Origin of the sequence: Aliiglaciecola sp. 3_MG-2023 (assembly GCF_030548205.1) — a bacterium.
GTDB lineage: Bacteria > Pseudomonadota > Gammaproteobacteria > Enterobacterales > Alteromonadaceae > Aliiglaciecola.
On record NZ_JAUORV010000020.1, the window covers coordinates 88,794 to 107,190 of the forward strand.

The window sequence follows — 18,397 nt, forward strand, 5'->3', positions numbered from 1 at the left end:
AGATTTACACTCCCCCTTGTTGACTAAAATTAGCGGAAGAAAGTGCAGGAGCAATGCGTCCAACAACGGTTCCCAGTCCGATACGCAGGCCATTTTCTGACTCACAAAATCCGCTCAGTTCGATCTCGTCTCCGTCTTCTAAAAACCCTCTGAATTCATTCTCTGGAAGGGCAATCACCTCTTGCCCTCCCCGCGTAATCTCGATTAATGAGCCCGCCTCTTCTGCATTGGGACCAGATTGTGTACCAGAACCTAACAGGTCGCCGGAATTTAGATTGCAACCGGTTTGGGTGTGGTGACTGATCATTTGATTTATGGTCCAAAATGCATGCTTGAAACTGGTTTGACTGAGTTTTATTGCAGGGATGCCATTTTTCCGCATTTGTGCAGTGCTAATCTGACATGTCATTTGAATATTGATGCCCCCAAAAGCACTATTTTCGTTGCTTTCCAGTGTCACCACTTTCGGTCTGTTAGCATAGTGTGTTGGAGGGACTCGAAATGGAGCCAGGGCTTCCGCCGTTACCACCCAAGGGGAAATACTTGTCATAAAATTCTTAGACAAAAATGGACCTAGTGGTTGATACTCCCAGGCTTGGATATCCCGTGCCGACCAGTCATTAAGCATACACACCCCAAAAAAGTGTTCCTCAGCATGTTCAATAGTTACCGCTTCGAAGGCGCGCGTTGGCTGCCCAATGAATATGCCCAACTCAACTTCATAATCAAGTTTAGCTGTCGCCTTTAATTTAGGGGTTTGAGTATCAGGATTTAAACACTGGCCAACGGGACGATAAACCATAGTGCCCGATGGATGAATACTTGATGCTCGGCCATGATAGCCTATGGGTAACCATTGATAATTTGGCAACAATGGATTATCCGGTCGGAATAGTTTTCCAACTGATGTGGCATGATGGATAGAGGTGTAGAAGTCCGTGTAATCGCCAATCTGACAAGGCAGACATAAACTCACATCTGACATAGGCAATAAAGCGCGCCTAATTAGCGGCTCGCAATCAGAGCCAAGGGTTAAGGCCTGTGATAATGATTGCCTAAACTTTTTAGAAACCTCACGCCCCAATGACATAAAACGATTTAATGAAGTATCTGTGAGTGCTTCGAGTCCCACTTCCCCTTGTCCGGTAAATGGACGCTCAGCCCAAAGCCCATGTAAATTGATCACATAGTCGCCAATGGCGACACAGCATTTACGAACCCCGTCGCTATCCTTAAAAACCCCAAACGGCAGATTATGAATAGAAAAAAGAGGATGGCCATTGGCACTATCAAGCCAACTTATCAATGACGGATCATGAGTACCATCCAAAAAGGGATTTTGTTTATTTAATTTAGTATCTGATTCCACGCTTCATCATCTCCGTGCCTATCACAGCGGCTTTCTTTTTTAACTTACTGATTAGTGAAGGCTCTAGCTTTTGGCTAAAGCGAGAGGATGGCGTTAACACCACAATTGCAGCAATGGGCTGACGAATACTATTGAAGATTGGCACTGCGACAGCACATATCCCCAAATGTAATTCTTCTTTGTCGGTGGCATATCCTTGCTTGTTGTATTCAACTAATCGCTCGCGTAATTGTTGTTTGTCGGTGATGGTATTCGGGGTGACTTTCTCAAGCTCCCCTTTCAACAACATATCGACCCGTTCATCATGAATATAGGAAAGAATGGCTTTAGCCCCCGCTGCAGTGTGCAGAGGTAAAACTTCACCCGGCGGAAGAACCACTTTTAACGGCAAATTAGAAGGTGCGGAATACGTTGGCACGGTAGAATTACCTAACCATATTTCCAAAGTAACTGTTTCTTGTAATCCATCACGAAGTTCATCTATATGAGGTCTAGCAAGATGTAAGATCTCGTCAAAATTTACGTCGGCCATGGTCATAGCAAGTTGATAGATGGCTGGTCCTAACCAGTATTTGCCAGTTTCTTTGTTTTTATAGACGAATTCGTGTTCCGCCAATTTCATCAGTAATCGAGAAACCGTAGCTTTATGAATATCCAACTTTCTACCCAGACTTGTTGTACCCACTTCTTGGTTTTCTTTAGCCAGTTCAATCAGAATACGAATTGCTTTGTCTACGGTAGACGATGAGTCACATTCTTTCATAGTGCCCCCTAAAATTAGTTATACCGATATTACTGAGGACACCAAATTCCGCAATAAACATGTCTCAATATATGAGACAAATAGTTTATATAGTGTATTTAAATTGTGAACACTTTGTAATATAAAATTGTATCTTGGTCATCGTTAGGGGTGAATAAGTCACAATAAATTGCCCAAGCACCTAAATAAAAAAGGCCCGTCGCAGGGCTTATTCCGCGACAGGCAAACACACTCTAGGGCTTGTGAAAGTGTTATATTTACTCAGGTGAGCCGACTTGAGAGCGAAGAATTCCAATGCCTTCAACTTCTAATTCAATATTGTCACCGGGCTCTATCCAGCGTTCAAGTTCATCACCACAACCAAAGGCAATGGTGCCAGAACCAATAAAGTCGCCGGGATGTAATGTCTCAGACTTTGATACATGCTCTATGATCTGAGCAAAACTCCAGTACATATCAGAGGTGTTACCCTGCGACCAGGTTTCACCGTTTATGCGAGCTTCCATTTTTAGATTTGCAGGATCAAGTTCATCTGGTGTGACTAAACAAGGTCCCATTACATTTCCCATATCCATATCTTTTCCTTTGGCAGGTCCCAGCAACATGGTAATTTCCTGCTGAAGCACATCTCTTGCACTGATATCGTTAAATATGGTGTATCCCGCAATATATTCAGCTGCGTCCTCAGCACGTATGTTGCGTCCAGTTTTACCAATGTAAATACCAAACTCCAATTCGAAGTCGAGTTTCTTCGTGTAATTGGGCCAAGGGATCACGCTGTTATTACCACATACCGTACTAGTGTTGCCTTTATAATAAAGTGGTTGCTGATACCAAAGCTCTGGAATAGGCTTACCCGTGCGCTTTTCAAAATTCTTGGCGTGGGTTTCAAAGCTGATGGTATCTCGTATTGAATTTGGTTTTAAAACCGGTGCAAGCAATGTCACTTGCGACATTAATAGCTGCAAAGGTTGATTTTCCGGACCAAACATTGGCTGATTATTCGCATAACGACTTTTTACAAATTCAAAGCCTTTTTTCGCTTCGTCCATGCTGTAAGCGCCGCCTTGTAAAAGTAGTAGCATATCAGCAGGAACCACAGCATCAGCAATTTCTTGGCAGCGTTCAGACCCAGTATGTTGTTTTAAGAAAAACGCGTATGCGAAATTAAGATCAACAACATACTCGTGCAATTGCGCACCTATGCGGTTAATCGGTCCAAAGGGCGAGTCAACAGAAAAAGAAATGAGTTTCACAGGTGTACTCCTTGCAAAATAGTATTTGTCGTCAATAAAAAGTATGCTTTGTTTGCATTCTGGGGGTTAATTGTTTTCAATGAAAAGCTTAAGTTGGCGCAACAAACGTTCGTTATTAACAGCCACTTTTTTCTCTCCGCGACCTTGGTCATATTGATACCACCCCTCACCCGACTTCAATCCCAATTCTCCACGCTCAACTTTATCGATGAGTTGTTGAGAAGGTAAATCAGCTTTGCTGAGGGTAGGGAAAATGTTAGCTGACGCTCTCGCTGCGGTATCAAGACCAATCATATCTTCGGCCTCCATAGGGCCTAGGCAAGCAAGCCTAAAACCATAACTGGCCTTTACCGCAGTATCTAAGTCTTCCGGTGACACAACGCCTTGCTCCAGCAAATAATCAATTTCCCGTTCCATAGCACCAGTAAGTCGATTGATAATAAAACCCGGAATTTCTTTTCTAACCAATACCGGCTGTTTACCAATGGCTTTCATTAGGGCAAGGGTAAGATCAATGGTGTGCTGAGAGGTTTGCGAACATTTATGTACTTCTACAGCTGGAATAATATGTGCCGGATTAAAATAATGAAGGCCAATTAAACGGTGTTGAGTCGTCATTTTTGCGCCCACATCTGACACTGTCATACTGCTAGTATTGGTGGCCAAAATAATGTTTTCCGGCAAGCCGTCGAGTTTCTCGAAAAATTGTTGTTTTAGATCGATAAGCTCAGGCAACACTTCCACAACTACATCACAATACTCCAGGTGTTTAGCCACATCTTCTGTCGCTGTGTAGTTGATCCGTTTTAAAATTTCTACTTTATTCTCAGCAATAAGCCCATGTGTTTGGAACTGCTCCAAGTTACGACTGATGCCGCTTTCACAACGCCCTAAAGCATCTTCCGAAATATCGTATACATCGACTTTTAAACCGGCTTGGGCAAAGCCTTGCGCAATTCCTTGACCCATTACACCAGCACCAATAACGGCTACGCGTTTTATATTTTTTAGTTGTTGAGAGATCATGAATAATATTCCGAATGTTGCTTTATAGTTGTTAAAGTTTCGTTAACAATAGTAAGGCTGAAAAGGATTCAGCAGCAAGGCTGGCGTATCACTATATGAGACACCTTGCAGGAATATGTGCAAATAGCGCCACAGCACGGGACTGAGTTTACTTTCAAAGCGTTTCAATATGTGAAACACATCCATTGACCGGAGAATCGACCATTCGTAACCTAGATTTAACAAATTTATTACATTGATCGTTTCACGAAAATGCGATGGCGCATTGAGGAGTACTTATGAGTAATGATGTACAAAGACGTTTTAAAAGAAACCCCCTAGCACTTGCAGTATGTACGCTTTTGCTAAATCCGGTAGTTGGTAACACTCAACTTTTTGCACAAGAACAACAAAATCTCACGGAAGAAGAAGCCGTTGAACAAATTGTTGTTTTTGCTCGAAAACGCGGTGAGCAAGAAAAAGATGTACCTGTATCACTTACCGCTATGAGTGGAGATGAATTGGCCAAGGCAGGTGTTTCCGATATTACTGGCATGTTTGCATTAATGCCCGGTGTAGAAAACAACGCAGACGGAAGCCGTATCGCAAACAAACCGGCGATTCGCGGCGTAGGTTCCACTGAAAACTCTTCAATTAGAGCCAAGGTCACAACCTTTATAGATGGTATTCCCATCGTCGGCGCACAAGGCATGAGCTCATTTGCAGGCCTACAACAAGTTGAAGTCTTGCGTGGCCCACAAAGTGCAGCATTCGGACGTTCAACCTTTGGTGGTGCAATAAACTATGTTACCCGTGATCCCGATCCCCTCGGTGATTTAGAGTTTGATGTGAGAGCAACCATAGGTACAGATGATACCAAAAATATCAGTCTATCCCTTATTTCTCCTTTAGTGGAAGATAAGCTGGCGGTAGCGGTAACACTTGAATCAAACAGTTATGGCGGTCCTAGTGAATGGGTCACTACATCTGGCGACCAACTCGGAGCCAAAAAAGATACCCTAGGTTCGGTAAAATTTGTGTATACACCAACTGATAATATCAAAGCGGAATTGATGTATATCAACCAAGAAATCGATGATGGTCATACCGCGGTGTTGTTCGCCAACTTGGATCAATTAGAACCTTACGCTCTAGACAGTGACGGGTTATGTAGCATCAACGGTGGTACAAACTCATGTGTGATCATGGGTGAAATTGACCATATCGAACCTTACTTTGATTACAATTTCGATTCAGCGGCCAATCCAATCTTGGATCCAGGAACGCGAGTTAGCCGCGACCGAATTCAAGGTTCAGTGGAAGTTGAGTTTGACAATGGTATGGCATTAACCGTGTTAGGTGCGGTAACTGATGAAGAGGGCGATACCTGGTTTGATCGAGACTCCTATGACGATCTTCTGCTTATCCATGTTGGCTCTTCTCCAGAAAGCGACGAAAGTTATGCCGAGGTGCGTTTAGCATCATCAGATGAAGGTGATTTAAATTGGTTAGTGGGTGCATCTTTATATGAATATGATTATTTGAATACCGTTTATGCCAACAGATCCACTGGCGCTGTTATGGATTTATATTCCGAAGGCGCAAGAAATATCGGTTTGTTTTTTAACGTTGGTTATCAATTTACCGACCGTTTAACCGGTTCACTTGAAGGTCGTTATCAATCGGATGAGATCGACAGTGTTTATCCAGAAAATGCCGCTAGAGGCGCTGAAACCGACATTGAATCAAGCAGCGATACGAAATCCTTCCAACCTCGTATTGCCCTTAGTTATGAACTAGATAAAAATAATAACGTCTACGCTCAATTTGCTCGCGGTACCAACCCGGCTGGCTTTAATGCCAATGCCCTTGACCCAATATTACTGCAAACCGCTGCCGAAGAAGATTTCGATTTGGACGCATTCCAAACCTATGAAGAAGAAGTAATTGTCAGTTATGAACTCGGTATGAAAGGCTACCTGCCTGATCATGACTTCCGCTATTCTTTAGCTCTATACTATTTGGACTGGGAAGGTTATGTACAACCCGCTACAGCTAACTGGACGCCTTCTGATGGTATCTTAGCTGATGGAACCACTGCAGATGATTACTACTCTCGATTATTTTTAAATACCGGTGATTTAGACGGCGCAGGAATAGAATTCGAAGGTGAGTGGCAACCCATTGACTATCTAGATATAGGCACCGCCATATCTTACACTGGACTTGAATTTAAAGATGATGCTTGTTCGCCAATTCCGTTAGATTACGGCGTAGCGGCAACGTCCACTGAACCATACAACTGTGCGGCAACCATTGGCGGTAACGCGCCCCCTATGTTATCTCGCTTCACATTCTCATTAAATGCAACCTACACGGTAGAGCTCAATCAAGACTTAGTGTCATACAGTCGTATCGATTATCAATATCGCTCGAAACGTTATGTTGAACAAATAAACACCGATTATTTGCCCGCTTATTCGATGGTCAACCTTCGCAGTGGAATTCAAGCTGACAACTGGTCTGTTGAACTGTATGTTAACAACCTTTTTGATGAAGACTCTCCGGCTGGCGCAGTACGCTTTTTCGATGGCCGCATAGCAGGTATGTATTACAACACCAGTGTTCGACTTCGTGAACCAAGAACCGCTGGTATCAATTTGTCATACAGCTTCTTTTAATTAGCACGCTAGGGGTATTAAGAAACATGAATATAACTAAATCTGTATTACATCTAATGGGTGTACTGATTTTAGCTTGTTGTATTAACGGCTGTGTTAAAACAGAAACTGAAACGGACATTGCGCCACAAGCCAACGCTCAACCGAATATCATATTTATTCTGCTGGACGATTTGGGCTTCGGTGATGTGGGGTATTTGGGCTCGGAAATTAACACACCCAATATTGATGCCCTAGCCGAACAAGGCGTGGTGATTAATCATAGTTATGCTTACCCCATTTGCAGCCCCACTCGGGCTGCACTAATGACCGGTAAAAATCCTTTAGAATTTGGTATTGATGGACCAATGGAAAATGATGCCATGTTACCTGAACACTTGACCACTATGCCTGAAATGTTTCAACAAGCAGGTTATCAAACCTGGATGGTGGGTAAATGGCACTTAGGCATGGCTAAAAAATCAGCCATGCCCCATAACCGAGGATTCGATGATTTTTACGGCTTCTTAGGTGGTTTTGTGGATTTCTATACTCATGTTTATTTTGGTGGCCTTGACTGGCAGCACAATGACACATCACTTAGAGAAGAAGGCCATGCCACCGACTTGTTAGCCAAAAAGGCAATTGAAAAAATACAGAACTATCAAAATGATGCGCCATTTTTTATGTATTTGTCCCTCAATGCCCCCCACACTCCTTTGCAGTACGTACCTGAACCAATTTACGACTACAGCGCCATTGAATCAGCTGATCGCAGAGTCTTTGCTGATATGACATCACACGTTGACCAGCGCATTGGGGAAGTATTACAAGCACTTGAGGAAAAAGGCATTGCTGATAATACTCTAGTGGTATTTATGAGTGATAATGGCGGTAACTTACACGCCGGAGCAAGTAATGGCCAACTGTTGAAAGGTAAAGCCAGCGCCTATGAAGGCGGGGTTCGAGTGCCTACAATAGTACGCTGGCCCGCAGGTTTTGCGAAAAAGACAATCGCAGATACGCCTCTATTCACCCAAGATTGGCTGCCCACATTATTAGATGCAGCGAACATCCAATATGATCCCGCTAATTTTAATGGTCAAAGTATGATTTCACTGCTAGAAACGGGAACAGCAAAGAATACCGACAGAACCATAGTGATTGGTACCGCAAAATCAAAAGCGGTCTATCAGTGGCCTTTTAAATTGTTAAATGATGGTGGCGATACCTTGTTATTTAATCTTTTAGAAGATGAGTTTGAACAACATAACTTAGCGGCAATGCACCCAGATATAGTGTCGAAACTGTCGCAACAATTAATGACTAAAAGCGCACAACCGTCCAAAGCGGCGAAAGGGCCACCTCCAGAATCCTTATTTTATGGACCGGATGGCAAATTTGTCTACGATATCCGCAAACCAGAAACCCGAGTGCCTTGGGTGGAAGCAGCCAAATAACAATTAAAATACAGGTGCAGTAATGAACTCAGAATACACTCAAGACGTCGCGTTTAATTCAGATTTTGGTGCATTACAAACACCTGTTCACTTAGCAACAGCCGCCCTTCTATCGGGTTGGGATGCCGCTAAATATAGCGGCCATTTTCGATATCTAGATTTAGCCTGTGGCAACGGGCACACCTTGACACTTCTTGCAGATGCCTATCCTGACGCTGAGTTTGTTGGCTTAGACATCAACCCCGTTCACATTGAACAAGGTCAAACATTAGCTCGCGAAGGGAAGTTAGATAATCTCACCTTTATTTGCACCGATATAGCTGATGCCTCGGCACTGAATTTAACCGGTTTCGATTACTGTACTGCTAGTGGGGTATATTCCTGGCTTGATGAAAACCGCCAAGCTGCATTATTTGATGTTGCCAACCACGCGCTGGCACAAGGTGGCTTATTTTTCCTAGATTATTGTGCCTTGCCAGGTATTACTCAAAACGCAACTTTGTATGGCATGTTACAGCAGTTGTCTAGTGAATATTCCGGCAGCAGTGCTGAAAAACTAAAAGGGGCAAGTCAGTTACTTGCCGAAGTTAAAAGTAATAATGGCCAGTTTTTTCAGCAAAATAGCCAGGCGAACGAACGCTTTGATAGATTACTAGCCAATCCTCCAGAAGATGAAGCTCACGAAGTGCTCAACTTGCAAGCTCGCAGTGTTTGGAGTCGTGACATTATAGCCAAGGCAGAAGATGTCGGCCTTGCATTCGTCGGCAGTGCAGGACTTCATCACAACCTCGAGGAATTTTCAGCCCATTTAGGATTGCCTAAAAATAGTCAACAATTTTCAACGGCAACTCGCCAAATGCTACAAGATATAGCTTGGAATGTGGCACAGCGAAAAGACATTTATTGTAAGGGTTGCAAACCATCGACTACATCGATTTTGCAAAGAGTCGGTGACTGTCATTTTTATTTTGCACCTGGCGCACTTAGTGATGCCGTGATAAAAGGTATTACTGCCCAATTTCCAGCAGCAAGTTTACTCACTCCGAGCATCATATCCTTGCTCAGACAACATAAACATTGCTCCACCATTAATGAATTAGTAGCCCATTTTTGCCAGCAATATCAACAAAAAACTGGCCATGATTTCTTAGAAAAAGAGAAATTAATCAACCAGTTATTAGCAACCAGAGTGATGTCTTTAGCGAACCCTGTTGAGGCCCCATTGCAACAAGGTAGTCTGTATATGCCTTCAGTTTTAAATCAGACGCTGCTTAAACAAGACATCCACCTAGAACACGGACGCCCTTTGGCCTCGCCGGTTATAGGTACGCGATTACTACTGCCTATAAAAGATAGATTATATTTGTGGGCATTAGTATTTGGTGATGTTGGCTCAGCATGGGATCAAATGAGCGATTTGCGCAATGCGTTTCACGACGCCAATGGACAACCTATAGATAAACAAATGTTCGTTTCCATTATTACTCAAAGTCAACCCGCGTTTAATCAGCGGGTTGTGCCCGAGCTAGTACGCTTGGGCATTCTTCAATATCGTTAATTACACGAAAATCCGCCATCAATATTAATCACTTCACCGGTCACCAAGTTTGAAGCTGCGGATGCTAAAAACATAAAGATGCCATTGAAGTCTTCAGGCTCCCCTAAGCGACCCAAGGGGATCCGACTTAACACATCGGCCCGCTTATCGGCAGCTTCAGGTTCAAACAACCAGCTAGTTAAAGCCGAACGAAATACCGTAGGAGCGATAGCGTTAACACAAATATCATGTGGCCCTAGTTCCACCGCTAAAGAACGGGTTAACATATTGACCGCCGCTTTTGAGGTTCCATAGGCTGAAGTTCCTGCTGCCGTGGCAAATTGGGCGCGCACCGAAGACACTAAGATGATTTTTCCACCGCGACCTTGTTCGGTCATCACTTTACTGGCTTCCCGTGACACCAACCAGCTTTGTTTAACATTCGCATCCATGACTTTATCAAACTCTGCTGGGCTCATTTCTGCGATGGGTTTGACTACAGCGGTGCCCGAAGCACAGACAAGAATATCTAGGGGGTGCTTTTGTGTTGCATGCTTAATCATGCTTGCTACTGCTTCTTCATTTTCGGGTCTACCAACAAAATAGGAAACATCCACTGAGTATGATTCAAGCTCCTTTGCTAGGGCAGACAGTGTCTCACTATTCGAGCCTGTTAATGTAATGTTTGCACCTGCTGCTGCCAACGCTCTAGCCGCCGCAGATCCCAACGCACCCGTAGCACCAACTACGAGGGCTGACTTGCCATCTAGGCTAAATAAAGATGCTGGTGATATTTGTTGCATAATTGTAACTCCCTTAAGTTTAAAACGGACAATAAATTGCCTTCAACCCAAGTATTCTGCAGTCTAAGGGGAAAAACCATTTAAATTTAAATAGTGTTTCAATAGTTAAGACAACCCTGTCGAAGCGTCCCTTTTCCCGTGCAATACTCTTTTCACACCTTGCAACTGTGGATAACAAAATGACCGTTAAAACAGAACCAAACACTGGCCTTCAATTTGTAGAGTTGAGCCACCCATGGCACCACAACCAACCCGTTTTGCCTGGACACGACGAACTTATCTTATACCGTTCCGTGAACCATGCGAAACACGGTGTGATGAGCCAAAAATTTAAAACTACTTTTCATACATCGACTCATGTTAATGCACCGATACATTTAGTGTCCGGCGCAAAAGGCGTGGGTGAATTACCCCTTGAGACATTTTGGGGAACTGGCGTCGTCCTTTCTATTCCTAAACAAAAATGGGAAAAGATTAGCGCTGCCGATTTAGCCGCATTTGACCAATATATCAATTCTGGCGATATCGTACTAATCAATACAGGATGGCATCACCTTTACGCTGACAGCCAAGCATACTTTGGACATTCTCCAGGTATGACAGAAGATGCCGCACAATGGTTTGTGGATAAGAAAATCAAAATGTTAGGTGTTGATACACCCCAAGTTGACCACCCGCTTGCTACCTCATTGGGACCGCACAGAAACGGCCCAACCATGAAACGCTTAGCGCCAGAATATGAAACTGAAACTGGCCGTAGTGCAACAGAAGACTTCCCAGATTGGATACCCGCTCACAAACTATTGTTACAAAACGGTATTCCAACTATCGAGAATGTGGGTGGCGATCTTGATGCTGTCACCGGTAAACGCACCACATTTCATGCTATGCCCTGGCGCTGGAACGAAGGCGACGCTTGCGTAATTCGTTTAATGGCAATTTCAGATCCAAGTGGGCAATACCGTATCGAATCCGGTACGAATCAGGAATAAGGAGAGCGTAATGTCACAAACAACACAAGGTTTACAGTTTTTTGATTTAAGTAATCGTTGGGGACACGGTATGCCTCAATGGCCGTCTAGCCCTAAAGGAATTGCCATTAGCACCCAACAATTTCATGCCATGAACGGCTGTCAAGTGCTTGAATGGGAGGGCATTATGCACCGCGGCACCCATATGGATGCGCCTATTCATGTTACTGAAAATGCCCCTCATTTAGATGACTTCGAGCCCTGGCGCTTTTTTGGAACGGGCGTTGTTGTGTCTATTCCAAAGGGTAAATGGGGTGTGGTCACACCCGAAGATTTAGAAAAAGCCAGACCACAGATCCGTGAAAACGATATTGTCATAATCAACACCGGCAGCCACAAAAACTTGGGAGATAATGATGAATATTTTCAATACTCCCCAGGCCTTTATAAAGAAGGTGCTGAATGGTTAGTTGAGCATAAAATCAAACTATTAGGCATAGATGTGCAGGCGCTAGATCACCCCCTAGGTACCAAGCTGGTTGATCATGGTCCTGGCCCCACTCACCACCACTTATTCAAAGAATATAAAGAAGAAACGGGGCGAGATGTGATGAAAGACTTCCCACACTGGGAACCGTCACACAAAGCTCTGTTAGCCGCTGGGATCCCGGGTATCGAAAACGTTGGTGGAGACATCGATAAAGTCACGGGTAAACGTTGCACTTTCATGGGCTTCCCATGGCGCTGGCCTGGTGGCGATGGCTGTGGAATTCGACTAGTAGCCATTGTAGATCCCGAACAATCATATGTGATCGATAAAGGAGACGATTATGCAAGTAACTAAATTAAGCGATGCAAAAACTTACGAAGCGAAACAGCATTGGGATATGGCAGGTTTACGCTTACAAGGCGCAGATGCTACTGAGATTGAAAAGTTTAGCTGTTGTTTATCTTATTTTTTACCCGGTGGTGGCGCTGAGTGGGCATCTTCTCCAAATGAAAAAGCCTATATCGTACTTGACGGTGAAATCACAATATTAACCAAAGAAGATGGTGTCCAAAAAGAAACCACCCTTGGACATTTAGATTCCTGTTTAATTGAATTCAACGAACTCCGTGCAGTAGAGAATCGCACTAACAAGGTCGCTACGATACTTGTTGTCATTTCCAATTAGGAGCATCACATTATGATTTCTGAAACCTTAAAAAACCCATTGTCGTTGTTTGATGTGAGTAACAAATCTGCATTGATTACGGGTGCATCCGGCGCATTTGGTCGCGCTGTGGCCATCACCTTAGCGTCTCTTGGGGCTAAGTTGACCTTAGTGGCGGGCAACAAAGAAGAATTAGAAGCCGTTGCTGCAGAATGTAGAGAAGTGGGCGGCACTGTGCAAACCCTTAATTTGCGTCCAGACTCATTAGAAGATGCCAGTGCCATGGTCAACGCTGCGGTTGAAGCTTATGGTGACCTTGAGTTGATGTTCATCGGCTCAGGTTACAACAAAGCCGGCTTTATTCACGAACAGGAGTACGAAGATTGGCAGGCCGTTATGGATGCCAATGTACGAGGTAATTGGTTCATGGCGAAAGCCTACGGCACCTACCGCATCAACAATAACTTAACTGGCGGTAAAGTGGTGATGGTGTCGTCGGTGCGTGGCCGCCATGGCAATATTTCAGGCTACACGGGTTATTGCACCAGCAAAGGCGCTACCGATATGTTAACCAAAGTGCTCGCCACCGAGTGGGGACAGCACGGTATCAACGTCAATTCTATTGCACCCACGGTATTTCGCTCAAAACTCACCGCTTGGATGTTTGACGAAGACAACGAACTAGGACAGGCAACTAAGCAGCGTTCTTTATCACGTTTACCTTTGGGACGCCTTGGCGAACCTGAAGATTTAGTGGGTATGGCGTTATATCTTTTGTCGCCTGCATCAAACTTTTGTACAGGCCAAATTATGTACGTTGATGGCGGCTTTACAGCGGGGTAATGAAAATGGCAGATCAACCTAAGGTTACCGTAATTGGTGCTGGCTTAATGGGACACGGTATCGCTCAGCGCTTTTTAGCCGCGGGCTATCCAGTCAATTTAGTTGATCCCAATTTGCAAGTGCTCGAGCAAGCTGAGCAGCAAATTAGTGATATTTTCACACTGCTTGAACAACCTTATGTCAAGGGTGATCTTTTAAGCCTGTACACAGAAATACAACCCGCGGTGGAAGGCGCTAAGTTGGTCATCGAAGCAGGACCAGAAATACTCGATGTAAAAAGAGATATCTTTACCCAACTAGCACGCTTTAGCGGACCGGAATGCATACTAGCGAGTAATACTTCAGCTATCCCCATTTCGGAGATTGCCAAAGGCATTTCCCATCCACAACGCATTGTTGGGGCCCACTTCTGGAACCCACCACACTTAGTGAGATTGGTTGAAGTGGTGCAAGGAGATGAAACTAGCCTAAGCACCATAGAACAGACCATTGCGCTACTTGATAGTGTGGGCATGAAGTCAGTCCATGTTAAGCGGGATATTCCAGGTTTTATCGGCAATCGTCTGCAACACGCGATGAAACGTGAAGCGATTGCCATGTTAGAAGCAGGCGTCTGTGATGCGCAGACCATTGACGATGTGGTTAAACATGGGTTTGGTCAACGCTTAGCTGTGCTGGGCCCCCTTGAGCAATCTGACTTAGTGGGACTGGATCTCACCCTGCGCATTCTAACAACTATTTATCCATCACTAGATACCAGTGCAACGCCGCAATCCACATTGGTTGAGCGAGTTGAAACTGGACAATTAGGCATGAAGACGGGTGGCGGTTTTCGCCAATGGACGCCTGAAGCCGCAGACGAAGTGCGCAATCGCGTACGTGAACATTTAGTCGCGAAAGCGAAACAAACACTAACTAATTGAGCGAAAATCGCAACCTAACGAGGACAACATAATGGCTATTAATCAATATTATCAAGTACCTAAATTAGAAGAATATAGCGAAAAGTTTAAGGACTTTTTCAAGTTCAAGCGGGAAAATGGCATTCTCGAAGTGAAAATGCACACCAAAAACGGCCCGGTAAAATGGAGTTATCAGTTCCACCATGCCCTTGCAGAACTGTGGACAGTCATCGGTCACGACAAAGAAAACGAAGTATTAATTTTAACGTCGACTGACGATAAGTGGATTAACGAATGGGATGTTGAATCATTCAAAGAAGTTGAGCAATCACCAGATGATGACAAACGTTTTGATGTGCAAATATACGATACCCTTAAAATTGTTGAGAACTTTATCAATGATCTGGAAATCCCTACCATCGCAGTGATTAACGGTAAAGGGATCCACTGGGAAATGTGTATGATGAGCGACATTACACTGTGTACACCTGATTTCGTATTACAGGATGACCATTACGGCATGGACAGTGGCCATGTACCTGGTGATGGTATGGGTCTTTGTTTACAAGAGATTTTAGGGGTAAAACGTGGCAACTATATGATGCTGACATGTGAAGCCATGGATGCACAAACTTGTTTAGAATTGGGTGCAGTTAACGAAGTGGTTGAACGTGAAAACATTGTAGACCGCGCTTGGGAAATAGCCCGAAATATCATGACCAAAAGTCGTTCGTGCCGCCGTCTTACTCATTACATTTGTGTTCGCCCCTGGAAAGCCGTGGTTGAACGTGATTTCAGAATTCATGTTTTATCTGAAATGTATTCATTCAACATGTCAAAATCTGAGCATGATTTTGAGTATATAAAATACGATGAAGAATAAAGCTTCATTCTCTTCTCCATCCCTCGATTCTAAAGGGATGATGTAAACTAAAAATGCAAATAAGCTCTCCGTAAAACGAGGGCTTTTTGTATGCTCATTCCTCATTTTCAACTAGAAACCGTCAACACCAGATAGCTTTATAGTCCTTTAAAATGAATAGAAAGGGCTTCGATATTATCGCTTTATTAGCTTTAATCTAGGCGAACCATTATTCAATCTAAGATAAATTTATTACTCAATAATTCCCTTGTTAAATCTCATTAGTGTGTTTATATTAGTGCCTCTTGTCGGAGTGCTAGCACCATTTAGGTTACTAAGTAGTGTGGGCTGAGACCGTTAATTCGGGATCCGTTGAACCTGATCGGGCTAATACCCGCGAAGGAAACAAGCGTAATGCTGTAACCACTAACGTGCTTTTATTGCTGATTAGTTTTACAGCTTATTTTGCCAATTGGGGTAATCTTCTGAATTGTTAGAAGCAACCTGCCCTTTTCGATAATTGGCGCTTTTCAACACCAAACCTCTCCAGACAAGCAACTTCATTTTTAACAATATGAGAGATTGCTAATGTCAAATCGTCGTCAAACTCGCGCTAATGCGAAACAATTTATTGATAACTTTACACCCTTTTCTTATCCCAACTCGAACAAAGTGTATGTGCCAGGTGATCTACACGATATTCGTGTTGGTATGCGTGCAATATCCCAGACAGAGACTATTTTAGGTGGCAGTAAAGACGCGCCTATCACCGAACAAAATCCAGATATTTTAGTATACGACTGCACAGGGCCGTATTCTGACCCTGCGGCAAAAATTAATATACACCAAGGTTTAAGTAAGCTTCGCCACAACTGGATTATGCACCGAGGAAACGTCGAACAGCTAGGGCAAGTTAGCTCTGAGTTTAGCCAAGCACGCAGCGGCGATGATGATTTAGAGCATTTGCGATTTAACCGCTCGGTGAACCCACTAAAAGCCAAACCTGGTAAAGCGGTCACCCAAATGCACTATGCAAAAGCGGGGATCATTACTCCAGAAATGGAATATATCGCGATCCGTGAAAATATGGCTAGAGAAGATGTCAGCGATCCTGTGTTATGCCAAAAAGCCCAAGGCAATGCTTTTGGAGCAATGGTCGGAAAACCTATTACCGCCGAATTTGTGCGTGACGAAGTAGCCAGAGGTCGTGCCATTATCCCAGCCAATATTAATCACCCCGAATCCGAACCCATGATCATCGGGCGTAATTTCTTAGTCAAAGTAAACGCTAATATTGGTAACTCTGCGGTCACTTCCTCTATCGAAGAAGAAGTTGAAAAACTAGTGTGGTCAACACGCTGGGGGGCCGACACTGTGATGGATTTGTCCACTGGACGCTATATTCACGAAACCCGAGAATGGATTATCCGCAACTCCCCTGTCCCAATTGGCACAGTTCCCATTTACCAAGCCCTGGAAAAAGTAAATGGGGTTGCAGAAGACCTTACGTGGGAGATATTCCGTGACACTCTCATCGAGCAAGCCGAACAAGGAGTAGACTACTTTACTATTCATGCCGGCGTACTACTTCGTTACGTGCCCATGACCGCAAAACGGCTCACGGGCATAGTGTCTCGCGGCGGTTCAATTATGGCTAAATGGTGTTTATTCCATCATAAGGAAAGCTTTTTGTATGAACATTTTCGGGAAATTTGCGAACTGTGCGCCGCTTACGACGTATCCCTGTCTTTAGGGGATGGTATGCGCCCGGGCTGTATCGCCGACGCGAATGACGAAGCCCAGTTTGCCGAATTAGAAACCTTGGGAGAGCTAGTCAAAATAGCTTGGCAATATGATGTGCAAACTATCGTTGAAGGCCCTGGGCATATTCCTATGCAATTGATCAAAGAAAATATGGACAAACAATTGCAAATTTGTGCCGAAGCGCCCTTTTACACTCTTGGCCCTCAAACAACGGATATAGCGCCAGGCTACGACCATTTCACCTCAGGCATAGGCGCAGCGATGATAGGTTGGTATGGCGTCGCAATGTTGTGTTATGTCACCCCAAAAGAGCATTTAGGCTTACCCAATAAAGAAGATGTTAAGCAAGGCTTGATAGCCTATAAAATAGCAGCCCATGCGGCTGACGTAGCAAAAGGCCACTTGGGTGCACAAATTCGCGATAATGCATTGTCTAAAGCCCGTTTCGAATTCCGCTGGGAAGACCAATACAACCTTGGCTTAGATCCCGATACCGCCAGACGATATCACGATGAAAGCCTGCCTCAAGAGTCAGCTAAAGTGGCGCATTTTTGCTCCATGTGCGGCCCCAAATTCTGCTCCATGAAAATCACCCAAGACGTACGCGAGTATGCCGCGAAGCAAAAAATACAGATCGAACAAGACGCGTCTCGACTGAAATTAAGTAAAGCAGGACTGAATCAACAAGAAATCGACTCAGCAATGGCACAAAAATCAGAAGAATTTAAAGCTCAAGGAGCCCAACTCTATACCCCCATTGACGACCGAGCAGTTACCGAATCTGAATAAATCATGGGTGTCTATGTAAGCTCACCCATGAAGGAAACCATGGGTGTCTATGTAAGCTCGCCCATGAAGGAAACCATGGGTGTCTATGTAAGCTCGCCCATGAAGGAAACCATGGGTGTCTATGTAAGCTCGGCCATGAAGGAAATCATGGGTGTCTATGTAAGCTCACCCATGAAGGAAATCATGGGTGTCTATGTAAGCTCGCCCATGAAGGAAACCATGGGTGTCTATGTAAGCTCGGCCATGAAGGAAATCATGG

16 protein-coding genes and 1 riboswitch are annotated in these 18,397 nt (G+C 44.1%); of the genes, 11 read left to right on the top strand and 5 right to left on the bottom strand.

All coding sequences use genetic code 11. From position 1 onward, the window contains the following. Positions 1-4: 4 nt before the first annotated feature. From fahA to Q4574_RS19215, 4 genes are all read right to left on the bottom strand, one after another. Positions 5-1,369: a fumarylacetoacetase gene (gene fahA, locus Q4574_RS19200; RefSeq protein WP_303476694.1), complete on the bottom strand. Its 1,365-nt coding sequence runs from the start codon at positions 1,367-1,369 to the stop codon at positions 5-7. Then, positions 1,353-2,132, bottom strand: coding sequence for an IclR family transcriptional regulator (locus tag Q4574_RS19205; RefSeq protein ID WP_303476699.1), 780 nt, complete (start codon positions 2,130-2,132; stop codon positions 1,353-1,355). Before Q4574_RS19205 ends, fahA begins: the two co-directional genes overlap by 17 nt. Before the next feature lie 257 nt (positions 2,133-2,389). Next, positions 2,390-3,388 carry a fumarylacetoacetate hydrolase family protein gene (locus tag Q4574_RS19210; RefSeq protein WP_303476702.1) on the bottom strand — a complete coding sequence of 333 codons (999 nt, stop codon included), beginning with the start codon at positions 3,386-3,388 and terminating at the stop codon, positions 2,390-2,392. Positions 3,389-3,454: 66 nt separating this feature from the next. After that, complete coding sequence (locus tag Q4574_RS19215) at positions 3,455-4,414, bottom strand: 3-hydroxyacyl-CoA dehydrogenase family protein (protein ID WP_303476704.1); 960 nt, start codon at positions 4,412-4,414, stop codon at positions 3,455-3,457. A gap of 278 nt (positions 4,415-4,692) precedes the next feature. On the opposite strand from Q4574_RS19215, the gene Q4574_RS19220 reads away from it, so the two are divergent. Genes Q4574_RS19220 through Q4574_RS19230 form a run of 3 tightly spaced genes read left to right on the top strand, consistent with a single transcriptional unit; the run spans position 4,693 to position 10,071 of the window. Beyond that, the gene (locus Q4574_RS19220) at positions 4,693-7,074 is read left to right on the top strand and encodes a TonB-dependent receptor (protein WP_303476707.1); all 2,382 of its coding nucleotides are present in this window, start codon (positions 4,693-4,695) and stop codon (positions 7,072-7,074) included. A 26-nt stretch (positions 7,075-7,100) separates the two neighbouring features. Beyond that, positions 7,101-8,513 carry an arylsulfatase gene (locus tag Q4574_RS19225; RefSeq protein ID WP_303476710.1) on the top strand — a complete coding sequence of 471 codons (1,413 nt, stop codon included), beginning with the start codon at positions 7,101-7,103 and terminating at the stop codon, positions 8,511-8,513. 22 nt (positions 8,514-8,535) lie between these two features. Next, positions 8,536-10,071 carry a class I SAM-dependent methyltransferase gene (locus tag Q4574_RS19230; protein WP_303476714.1) on the top strand — a complete coding sequence of 512 codons (1,536 nt, stop codon included), beginning with the start codon at positions 8,536-8,538 and terminating at the stop codon, positions 10,069-10,071. On the opposite strand, the gene Q4574_RS19235 is transcribed toward Q4574_RS19230, so the two are convergent. Continuing rightward, entirely contained in the window at positions 10,068-10,853 is a 786-nt protein-coding gene (locus Q4574_RS19235) for an SDR family NAD(P)-dependent oxidoreductase (protein WP_303476717.1), read from the bottom strand. The two genes, Q4574_RS19230 and Q4574_RS19235, sit on opposite strands and share 4 nt — an antisense overlap. A gap of 179 nt (positions 10,854-11,032) precedes the next feature. Between Q4574_RS19235 and Q4574_RS19240 the strand changes: the two genes are divergently transcribed. The 8 genes from Q4574_RS19240 to Q4574_RS19275 form a co-directional block, all read left to right on the top strand. Then, on the top strand, positions 11,033-11,845 hold the full coding sequence (locus tag Q4574_RS19240) for a cyclase family protein (RefSeq protein WP_303476720.1): 813 nt from the start codon (positions 11,033-11,035) through the stop codon (positions 11,843-11,845). 10 nt (positions 11,846-11,855) lie between these two features. Further along, positions 11,856-12,668, top strand: a complete 813-nt coding sequence (locus tag Q4574_RS19245; RefSeq protein WP_303476723.1) for a cyclase family protein — start codon at positions 11,856-11,858, stop codon at positions 12,666-12,668. Then, positions 12,655-12,999, top strand: coding sequence for a cupin domain-containing protein (locus Q4574_RS19250; protein ID WP_303476726.1), 345 nt, complete (start codon positions 12,655-12,657; stop codon positions 12,997-12,999). Before Q4574_RS19245 ends, Q4574_RS19250 begins: the two co-directional genes overlap by 14 nt. Before the next feature lie 12 nt (positions 13,000-13,011). Further along, positions 13,012-13,821, top strand: coding sequence for an SDR family NAD(P)-dependent oxidoreductase (locus Q4574_RS19255; RefSeq protein WP_303476729.1), 810 nt, complete (start codon positions 13,012-13,014; stop codon positions 13,819-13,821). 5 nt (positions 13,822-13,826) lie between these two features. Next, positions 13,827-14,744, top strand: a complete 918-nt coding sequence (locus Q4574_RS19260) for a 3-hydroxyacyl-CoA dehydrogenase family protein (RefSeq protein WP_303476730.1) — start codon at positions 13,827-13,829, stop codon at positions 14,742-14,744. Between the two features lie 31 nt (positions 14,745-14,775). Then, positions 14,776-15,606 (top strand): enoyl-CoA hydratase/isomerase family protein, encoded by an 831-nt coding sequence (locus Q4574_RS19265; RefSeq protein WP_303476733.1) that lies wholly within the window; start codon positions 14,776-14,778, stop codon positions 15,604-15,606. Between the two features lie 278 nt (positions 15,607-15,884). Beyond that, a riboswitch (TPP riboswitch) is annotated at positions 15,885-16,007 on the top strand. 166 nt (positions 16,008-16,173) lie between these two features. Continuing rightward, complete coding sequence (gene thiC, locus Q4574_RS19270) at positions 16,174-18,138, top strand: phosphomethylpyrimidine synthase ThiC (protein ID WP_303476735.1); 1,965 nt, start codon at positions 16,174-16,176, stop codon at positions 18,136-18,138. Between the two features lie 27 nt (positions 18,139-18,165). Continuing rightward, positions 18,166-18,397 (top strand): hypothetical protein (locus tag Q4574_RS19275; RefSeq protein ID WP_303476738.1); only part of this gene is annotated, 232 nt, incomplete at its 3' end.

Bases quoted from the DNA above. Each gene is read 5' to 3' on its own strand.
- Q4574_RS19225 (WP_303476710.1), top strand. From the start codon at position 7,101: ATGAATATAACTAAATCTGTATTACATCTAATGGGTGTACTGATTTTA.
- Q4574_RS19230 (WP_303476714.1), top strand. From the start codon at position 8,536: ATGAACTCAGAATACACTCAAGACGTCGCGTTTAATTCAGATTTTGGT.
- Q4574_RS19215 (WP_303476704.1), bottom strand. From the start codon at position 4,414: ATGATCTCTCAACAACTAAAAAATATAAAACGCGTAGCCGTTATTGGT.
- Q4574_RS19220 (WP_303476707.1), top strand. From the start codon at position 4,693: ATGAGTAATGATGTACAAAGACGTTTTAAAAGAAACCCCCTAGCACTT.
- Q4574_RS19205 (WP_303476699.1), bottom strand. From the start codon at position 2,132: ATGAAAGAATGTGACTCATCGTCTACCGTAGACAAAGCAATTCGTATT.
- Q4574_RS19240 (WP_303476720.1), top strand. From the start codon at position 11,033: ATGACCGTTAAAACAGAACCAAACACTGGCCTTCAATTTGTAGAGTTG.
- Q4574_RS19260 (WP_303476730.1), top strand. From the start codon at position 13,827: ATGGCAGATCAACCTAAGGTTACCGTAATTGGTGCTGGCTTAATGGGA.
- Q4574_RS19265 (WP_303476733.1), top strand. From the start codon at position 14,776: ATGGCTATTAATCAATATTATCAAGTACCTAAATTAGAAGAATATAGC.
- Q4574_RS19250 (WP_303476726.1), top strand. From the start codon at position 12,655: ATGCAAGTAACTAAATTAAGCGATGCAAAAACTTACGAAGCGAAACAG.
- thiC (WP_303476735.1), top strand. From the start codon at position 16,174: ATGTCAAATCGTCGTCAAACTCGCGCTAATGCGAAACAATTTATTGAT.
- Q4574_RS19245 (WP_303476723.1), top strand. From the start codon at position 11,856: ATGTCACAAACAACACAAGGTTTACAGTTTTTTGATTTAAGTAATCGT.
- Q4574_RS19235 (WP_303476717.1), bottom strand. From the start codon at position 10,853: ATGCAACAAATATCACCAGCATCTTTATTTAGCCTAGATGGCAAGTCA.
- Q4574_RS19255 (WP_303476729.1), top strand. From the start codon at position 13,012: ATGATTTCTGAAACCTTAAAAAACCCATTGTCGTTGTTTGATGTGAGT.